Annotated in this window: 4 protein-coding genes and 2 pseudogenes; 2 read left to right on the forward strand and 4 right to left on the reverse strand. The window is 60.4% G+C overall.

Annotated features, from left to right (window positions below):
- Positions 1-30 precede the first annotated feature (30 nt).
- Complete coding sequence (locus HHL08_RS23415; RefSeq protein WP_169575329.1) at positions 31-1,116, reverse strand: mannose-1-phosphate guanylyltransferase/mannose-6-phosphate isomerase; 1,086 nt, start codon at positions 1,114-1,116, stop codon at positions 31-33.
- A 236-nt stretch (positions 1,117-1,352) separates the two neighbouring features.
- Between HHL08_RS23415 and HHL08_RS23420 the strand changes: the two are divergent.
- Positions 1,353-1,931: pseudogene (locus tag HHL08_RS23420) on the forward strand (IS5 family transposase); the annotation flags it as partial.
- On the opposite strand, the pseudogene HHL08_RS25805 reads toward HHL08_RS23420, so the two are convergent.
- A pseudogene (locus HHL08_RS25805) lies at positions 1,822-2,072 on the reverse strand (hypothetical protein); the annotation flags it as partial. The pseudogenes HHL08_RS23420 and HHL08_RS25805 sit on opposite strands and share 110 nt — an antisense overlap.
- A 727-nt stretch (positions 2,073-2,799) precedes the next feature.
- Complete coding sequence (locus HHL08_RS23430; protein WP_169575330.1) at positions 2,800-3,885, reverse strand: saccharopine dehydrogenase family protein; 1,086 nt, start codon at positions 3,883-3,885, stop codon at positions 2,800-2,802.
- A gap of 99 nt (positions 3,886-3,984) precedes the next feature.
- Between HHL08_RS23430 and HHL08_RS23435 the strand changes: the two genes are divergently transcribed.
- On the forward strand, positions 3,985-4,935 hold the full coding sequence (locus HHL08_RS23435) for an AraC family transcriptional regulator (protein WP_169575331.1): 951 nt from the start codon (positions 3,985-3,987) through the stop codon (positions 4,933-4,935).
- A 184-nt stretch (positions 4,936-5,119) separates the two neighbouring features.
- Here the strand turns inward: HHL08_RS23435 and HHL08_RS23440 are convergent, their stop codons facing one another.
- Positions 5,120-6,478, reverse strand: coding sequence for an amidohydrolase family protein (locus HHL08_RS23440; RefSeq protein WP_169575332.1), 1,359 nt, complete (start codon positions 6,476-6,478; stop codon positions 5,120-5,122).
- Between the last annotated feature and the right edge of the window lie 1,055 nt (positions 6,479-7,533).

Genomic DNA, 7,533 nt, shown 5'->3' on the forward strand with positions numbered 1-7,533 from the left:
CCCGCAGACATGCGTGGCCGTGCCGGAAAATCAGTTCGTTGCGGTCGCGACGGCGATGGCCTTGATCGCTTCTGTCACTTTGCGGACCTTCTGGGATTCACCGCGCTTCAGGATCATGATCTCACCCTGCGATACGACGACGATCAGGTCATCGACATCGACCAGCGTAACCCGTGGCCCGTCGCTATGGACAAGGCAGTTTCGCGCACCCAGTAGCAGGGCATCCCCACGCACCGCATTTTCACCGGCATCCTTGGTGCTGACAGCATGCAGGGAATCCCAACTACCTACGTCCGACCAGCCCATGCTGACAGGAACGCAGGCAACCTGCGTTTCGCGTTCCATGATCGCGTAATCGACCGAGTCCGACGGGCAGGCATAAAATGTCTTGGCATCGGGGAAGATATGAGCGCCGTCACGCTTGCTTTCCGTCATGGATTTGCGGACAGCGGCCAGCATATCTGGCTGATGCCGTTCCAAAGAAGTGAGATAGGCGTCCGCACGGAATAGGAATATTCCCGCATTCCAGGCATAATTACCTTCAGCCAGCATCCTTTCCGCATTCGCGACGTCGGGCTTTTCCACGAAACGGACGACTTCATGGACCAGTTCGCCACAGGTCGCCCCCATCTGGATATAGCCATATCCCGTTTCCGGGCCATCGGGTTCGATGCCGAACGTGACCAGCCAGCCCTGCGCGACTAGCGGCAGGGCGCGCGCGATGGCGTCATGGAAGGCGGGCAGATTGTCGATGACATGGTCGCTGGGCATCACCAACAGCGCGTCGCTGCCCTGTGCTTCCAGCGCCGCCAAGGCGATAGCAGGCGCCGTATTGCGGCCGATCGGCTCGAGAATGACGCTATAATCGTGGATGCCGCTCTGTTTGAGCTGTTCGTCGATGATGTCAGCATGGGCCGCGTTGGAAACAAGGATAGGGCGGCCGACCGAAGCGACATCAAATCCCCGCGTCCGCACAGCTGTAAGCTGAAGCATGGTTTCGTCCGCCGTTAACGGCAGTAACTGCTTGGGGCGTTCAGGCCTAGAAACGGGCCAAAGCCGGGTGCCAGATCCGCCCGACAATATGACAGGAACGATATTCACATGGTTGCTTGTCATATCTCGCCCGCATTAAACAAAAAAAGCAGCGTTCAGGCACTCACACCGTGAACAGTCCGCGCTTCATGACTGTAAAGTGGTAGCTTGCCAAGCCTCTAAAAAAGAACAACAGCACAGGACTGGTCGTTAATAATGTCACCATCGTAACGACCCTGCCCTATAAGAGCCCGATCTGAAAGTTGTTGAGCAATACCAGCATGTTGTGATTCACGCCTCTTTGCGAAGAGATGGAGTGAATGGTGACATGGACTGGTATTGCCCAGCGCGAGCATAGCCGAGAGGGACTGCGATATCCATCGGATATGACCGATGTTGAATGGGCGTTTGCAGCGCCATTCGTGCCTCCGGCAAGGCGTGGAGGCCGGCCTCGAACGGCAGATATGCGCGAAGTCCTTAACGCGATGTTGTATGTAGCCGCGAGCGGGTGCGCGTGGCGACTTTTACCAAAATGCTTTCCTCCGGTGTCGACTATCCGGCGCTACTTCTACGCCTGGCGCAATGCCAGTCTGTTCGAAGCCATCAACACCGTGTTGGTTATGAACTTGCAAGAAATCGAAGGACGGGAAGCCTCGCCCAGCGCTGGAGTGATCGATAGCCAGTCGGTGAAGACCACGGAAAGTGGTGGAATTTCGGGCTTTGACGCTGGCAAGAAGGTCAAAGGCCGCAAACGGCACATTCTGACAGACACCTGCGGTTTTCTGATCTTCATCCTCGTCCACGCTGCCGACATTCAGGATCGCGATGGAGTTGTCGAGGTGCTGTCCGCAATCCGGACCCATTTCCCCTGGCTGCGCCATGTGTTCGCGGATGGCGGCTAAACAACCAGTCCACCCATTCGAGCGTGGCATATTCCACTGCTTCAAAGGATCGCCATGCCCTCGCCGGTGGATAACCTCGGATTTGTAAAGGCCGTTTGTGGTTTCGGCCAAAGCATTGTCATAGCGGTCTCCGACGCTGCGAGTATGCGCCTGTGCGCGTCACGTGGGGTCTATGTCCGGGCCTACGACTGCCAGAAGTCCTTGGGATCGACCGCCATGCCAGGAAGGTGAGGCTTACGACACCCTGGTTCTGACTGTCGGAAGCCGCGCTAATGATTTTGGTACACCGGGTGGTGCCGAGCATACCGCCCGGATAGATACCCGATCAGACGCCATCGCGTTCAATGATCGACTGCGTGCAGGGCTAACGCTCGCAGGCAGGTCTTGACCGTAGGCATCATAGGCATCTTCGGCGGCGGCGCGACAGGCGTCGAACTCGCGGACGAGTTGGTCTAGGGTCGCTGATGACCTATCAGCCTAATCTATATATCCGGATAGGACGCGGGAACGGCGCTGCAAGCAATGCTGGGCACCTCACTCTTTCCATGGCGGCGGATTACGGCGAGATCTGCCATTCCTGAGTAGAGGGGGCACGTCCGGACTTGGTCGCCTGCTGTCGGAATCTCCTGGGACAAAATCGCCGGCCAGAACCCATGCGCCAAACGACTGCTTTGGTCGGGACCGGTCATCAGTTGACCGACGCAGTAAAATATTTTGCACGGGAGCGTCGCTCTGGGAGGCCGGTTCCAAGGACGCCCGTGATCAAGCTTTCATATGCCTGCATCGACCGATTTCTCGTACCGAGCCGAAAAGAAAAGGCATCCGGCACGTCTCGGTCTGGGTGCAAAAAATGTAACAACGCCCCCTATGTGTCGCGCGCATCGACGGTAATTTCCCCGCCGCATTTGTCTGCGAGTCCATGTCCGAACAGCGCACCGGGGGTGTAGGCACCTGGCATACCCTCACCCTTTGCAAGGCGAATTGCAACGCTAGCCAGCACTTCTGCCGTGAAGACCATAGCATCGCCCGTCCGCATCCATCCCTGACGTGTTTCGCCCGAGGACCATTCGACCCGAGCGTGCGACCATGAAACCTGCGGCTTTTCCGCAGCCGATGGTTTCACCTCAATCGCTGCGATCCTGCGCGCCGCAAAGCGGCGAACGGGTCCGATCTTCATGATGGAGAGCAAAGACGGCATCATGGCGCGCAGGATTGATGCCGAAGGGACCATGCTGGTCGCGGCGACGGCAAAAGAGGCACCGCTTGCACGTCGAGCCGCTTCCAGTTCACCCGATGACGCGCCGGCCGTTCCTACCATTCTGCCGTCGGGCAGGGGAATCCGCTCGAAATTGCCCAGCACTGACGCGCGCACAAGTTCGCCGCCTTCGTAACGCCGTCCTCCGAAGGCGAGGCCTTCGGTGATCGACGCCGCGAAGGCCTCGCCTAACAGGCCAGGTTCCACCGCGACTGCCGGGATGGCGGCACATCGCACGCGCGCCGCCGGGAGGCGACCCTCGCACAGTTTCAGGACCACGCTCTCGGTGGCGAGAACGCCGAAGCCCGCGCCGGTCACGAAGATGCTCCCCGCTGAAACGGCGCGGCCGTGCAAGGCCAGGATCGCCTGCACCGAAGGGAGTTCGTTGGAGAGATCGATATAGTGTGTGCCTGGCGGACAGACCTGGGCAATGGGCAACGCTGTCGTGGTAAAAGGCCCGATCGTATTGAGAACAACAGCCGGTCGCTGGCTTGCGATCATCTCGGCGATTGCCGAAAGCGATCCGGCAACCTTGATGGTGGCGCCGCCACCGATACGTTCCGCAACCGCTTGCAGTCGCGTCTCATCGCGCCCGACGAGAACCGGCGCGAAGCCATTGGCCATCAGACGCGCCGCAACCGCACGACCCGTTCGGCCAGTGGCACCCAGAATCCAGATCCGGCCATCCGCCATCATTCTCACTTTCCAACGGGTTTCTCAGCATTAAAGGTCCGAAGACCGCGCTATGAATACGGGTCTCGCGCGGGACGTGATATGCGTGATACGGTATGATTTATGCTCGACCGTTCAAATGCGGCTGATCCGCTATCCGACATTCTCTCACTCCTGAAGCCGCGCAACGTAGCGTGCGGGGCCGTCGATGCTGGCGAGGCCTGCATTACCTTCCCAGCAAGCCGTGAAATGAAATGCCATGCAGTCACCGCTGGTGACGCCTGGCTTACCATGGGCGGTGTGGCGGACCCGCTCCATCTTGAGGCCGGAGACTGTCTCATCCTGGCCCATGGCCATGCCTATGCACTGGCGAGCGACCCCAGTCTTTCGCCGGTCGACTATCGCGTCGTGCTCGAAGGCCAAGCGCCTGGGCGCGTCACGATGTGGAATGGCGGCGGCCGCGCCACCATCGTCAGCGCCACCTTTACGATCGAGGAACGCCATGGCAACATGCTGCGCGACATCTTGCCAGCCGTCGCGCACGTGCGCGAAGACACCGGTCGGCCGGGTCTTGGCCGGTCGCTACAGCAGATGATGGACGAGTTTGGCGAACAGCAGCCTGGAAGCCGGATGATCATTGAACATCTGGCCACCTTGGTGCTGGCGCAAGTGCTACGCGCTTATGCCCTGCGCGGCGAAGCCGACCAGATCGGATGGCTGTTCGCTCTTGCGAATCGACAGATCGGTACCGCGATAGCGGCCCTGCACGCGGACCCGGCGCATCGGTGGACTGTGCTTGCGCTGGCGGAACGGGCCGGCATGTCGCGCACCGGTTTCGCGGTCCGCTTCCGGCGAAGCGTCGGGGTGGCACCCATGCAATATCTGAGGCGGCTGCGAATGCTGCTCGCCAGCGATCGACTTTCCAACTCAGACGATGCAATCAACGTGGTGGCGGACGCATTCGGATATGAATCCGAAAGCGCGTTCAGCAACGCATTCAAACGCCACTTGGGAATATCTCCACGCCGGTTTGGTAAAAACGGTGGCATCGCGGTGAATGATCAGCCTCGCTGAACCAGCTTACCGACCGGTTCCAGGCGGGCGAACGGCCCTCACGTCAGAGACAGCGTAGGTGAGATGGCACAGGCACTCCGGCGCACCTGAACGACGCCAGAACGAGGCTGACGATGCTTAGCGTATACCTGGATCAATTCTATGTACCGACCCGCAGTCGGCCTAAACCTGAAGTGGTCATTGTTCACAATGATGCGCGCGCACGAAGGGCTTTGATGGATTGCTCCGCCCGCTCTTGCAGTTGCGCGATGTTGACCCGCAAGAGATGGCCGCCAGCTTTGTGAAGAACCCCGTCGATCATCACCAGTGCGACATTCTCTGGGCGTGCAGCGTGTGTGAGCAGGGAGAATGGGTCGGCGGCGGGCGTTATGTTAATGGCGTCCGTGCGCACCGCGATGATATCAGCGCGCTGGCCCGGTGCGAGCGTGCCGATCGCTTTCAGCCCCAATCCGCGCGCGCCGTCCACAGTCGCCCAGCGGAGCGCCATTTCGTCGGTTACCACCGATGCGTCGCGCGCGATGCCACGGGCAAGGTCGGTCGTCAGCCGCATTACAGAGAATATGTCCGCGCTCCCTGCAAGCACCATATTGTCAACCGACAGGCCGAGGGTCAGCCCGGCGGCGACCATGTCGGCGATCGGCGGCACGCCATAGCCAACCTCCAATTCGGTCCACGGACTGATCGAGACTGGGCTGCCCCTGCGTGCCACGACCTCCATTTCCCGCTGTGTTGCTGCGGTCAGATGGACCAGTTGCACGTCTGGCCCCAGCCCGTCGGCTGCCGCCAGGGAGGCAATGCCACCTTTCGCCGCCGCCATCGCGTCAGACGCCATATGCGTTGATATCGGAAGTCCCAGTCTGCGCGCCACCGCCCATTCGGCGCGCCACACATCCGTCTCGGAACGATCGGGGCCTCGCGCGCAGATGCCAAGCGACACGAGCGTCGAGGGTGGCCGTCGCGCCAGCGTTGCGAGATGGCCAAGGTCCATGGGTCGGTCGGGCGGCGTGTCTTGCGCATATCCGTAAGCGAAGCGCCCGCGCACGCCGGATGATAGCATCGCCGCGATCTCCGCCTCTACGTGCGCCAGACTGCGGCTGTTGTGCGCCCAATTATGCACTGTGGTTATTCCGCCGTTCACCGCCTCCGCAAGCGCAAGTTCGACGCCGATGGCCGCATCGGATGGCGAAAACAGCGGGGATATCGCCGCCATCGTCGGCGCAAAGCTCCCCTTGGCGCTTCGCCATAGGCCGCGCGCGGCGGTGTTCCACATATGCCAATGCGTATCGACCAATCCTGGCAGCACAATGTGGCCTGAAAGATCAATGACGGTGGCGCCGGGCGCATCCAGCGCGCGGCCCATCGCTACGATTTGCCCCTCGCGCACCAATATGTCCGTATCCGTCAGCGGCACGCCCGCCATGGTAAGGACGGTGTCAGCCCCACGCAGCAGCGTGGTGGGGGGCGTTGTGGCGAACACTGGAAACGCCATTGCGGCGGCGGTTGCGCCCAGAACAGTACGGCGTGATGCCTGTAGATTTGTCATGAAGTATCCCGATTGAGCAAGCGTAACGGCCGAATGGCGCGAGCGTTCATCTCGGGCGGCGATTTTCCATTTCTAGCCTGCCATTTTTCGGCCGACGAGCGTCTTGATCGGACTGGCGCCAAGATTGACAGAGACGCTCATCTCTCAATGCGGTCTGGGAGCCGATCACACGCGCTTGGGGCTAAGTACGCAAGCAGTCAGGGTAATGTTCGGAGAAAGCTATCGGTTAACCCCCGATGGCCTGCTCCGGCGGAAGCTGAAATCTTTGCCTCCAGCGGGAATGGCGGCTTCCTCCAACTGGTTTCCGTCATCAGTGTGCGACAAACAGTAAATCCGGTACGTCGGATTATGACGGAACCAGTCGTTCACGCGCCTGCATTGGAACGATGTAAGCTGGTCGACTGCTGCCGGTGGTGCCGCGCCGTCGGCTTCGTTCAAATCGATCGCCACGTTCTGGGACAAAACTGTCGGTTAGCCCGAACCCGCTAAGCGGCAGCAAGCGGCTGTTCATCGGAACCGGCGCAGGAAAGTTTCTCATCAGATTGCGGTGCCGTGTGCGCGGCTTCGACCGGACCGTTGACGGTTTGGTTTTACCCTCTTGGGCAGCGGCAATGGCACGCATTGCGACGAAAAATAGTCGGGTGAAGAAACGTCAAAAATCTTTGCATTGATTAACAGCGCTCGTGTGTGAACCAAAATCCATCGACGTGATATTGCGTTGCCCCCCCGGCAGGAGCGCCCAGGACAAGCACGGTTCAGGCGCTGCGGCCACCGGGGCGCCGTCACGACAGGCGCGAATAGCGGCAACCGGATGTGCTTTTGGTGTCCTCACCGGCGGGCGGTCCCGTCAGTCGGAACAGCCCCCTGCCAGCCACCTCCGAGCGCCCGGTACAGCGTCACGATGTTTTCGAGCTGGGATTGCCGCACAGAGATGGTCGTGTCCCGGCGCGTGGTGTAGGTTTTGAGGGTAGCGAAGCTGACCGGACGCGCGCTCATCGAACAAGCGCTGTAGCGGCCGGTCAGTTTCGCGGGTGGTCACCGGCGAACTTCGGATA

The organism is Sphingobium psychrophilum (genome assembly GCF_012927105.1).
GTDB classification, from domain to species: Bacteria; Pseudomonadota; Alphaproteobacteria; order Sphingomonadales; family Sphingomonadaceae; genus Sphingobium; species Sphingobium psychrophilum.

What these genes read in the sequence shown, in the direction of transcription:
- HHL08_RS23415 (WP_169575329.1), bottom strand. Translation starts at nt 1,116, where the DNA reads ATGACAAGCAACCATGTGAATATCGTTCCTGTCATATTGTCGGGCGGA.
- HHL08_RS23430 (WP_169575330.1), bottom strand. Translation starts at nt 3,885, where the DNA reads ATGATGGCGGATGGCCGGATCTGGATTCTGGGTGCCACTGGCCGAACG.
- HHL08_RS23435 (WP_169575331.1), top strand. Translation starts at nt 3,985, where the DNA reads ATGCTCGACCGTTCAAATGCGGCTGATCCGCTATCCGACATTCTCTCA.
- HHL08_RS23440 (WP_169575332.1), bottom strand. Translation starts at nt 6,478, where the DNA reads ATGACAAATCTACAGGCATCACGCCGTACTGTTCTGGGCGCAACCGCC.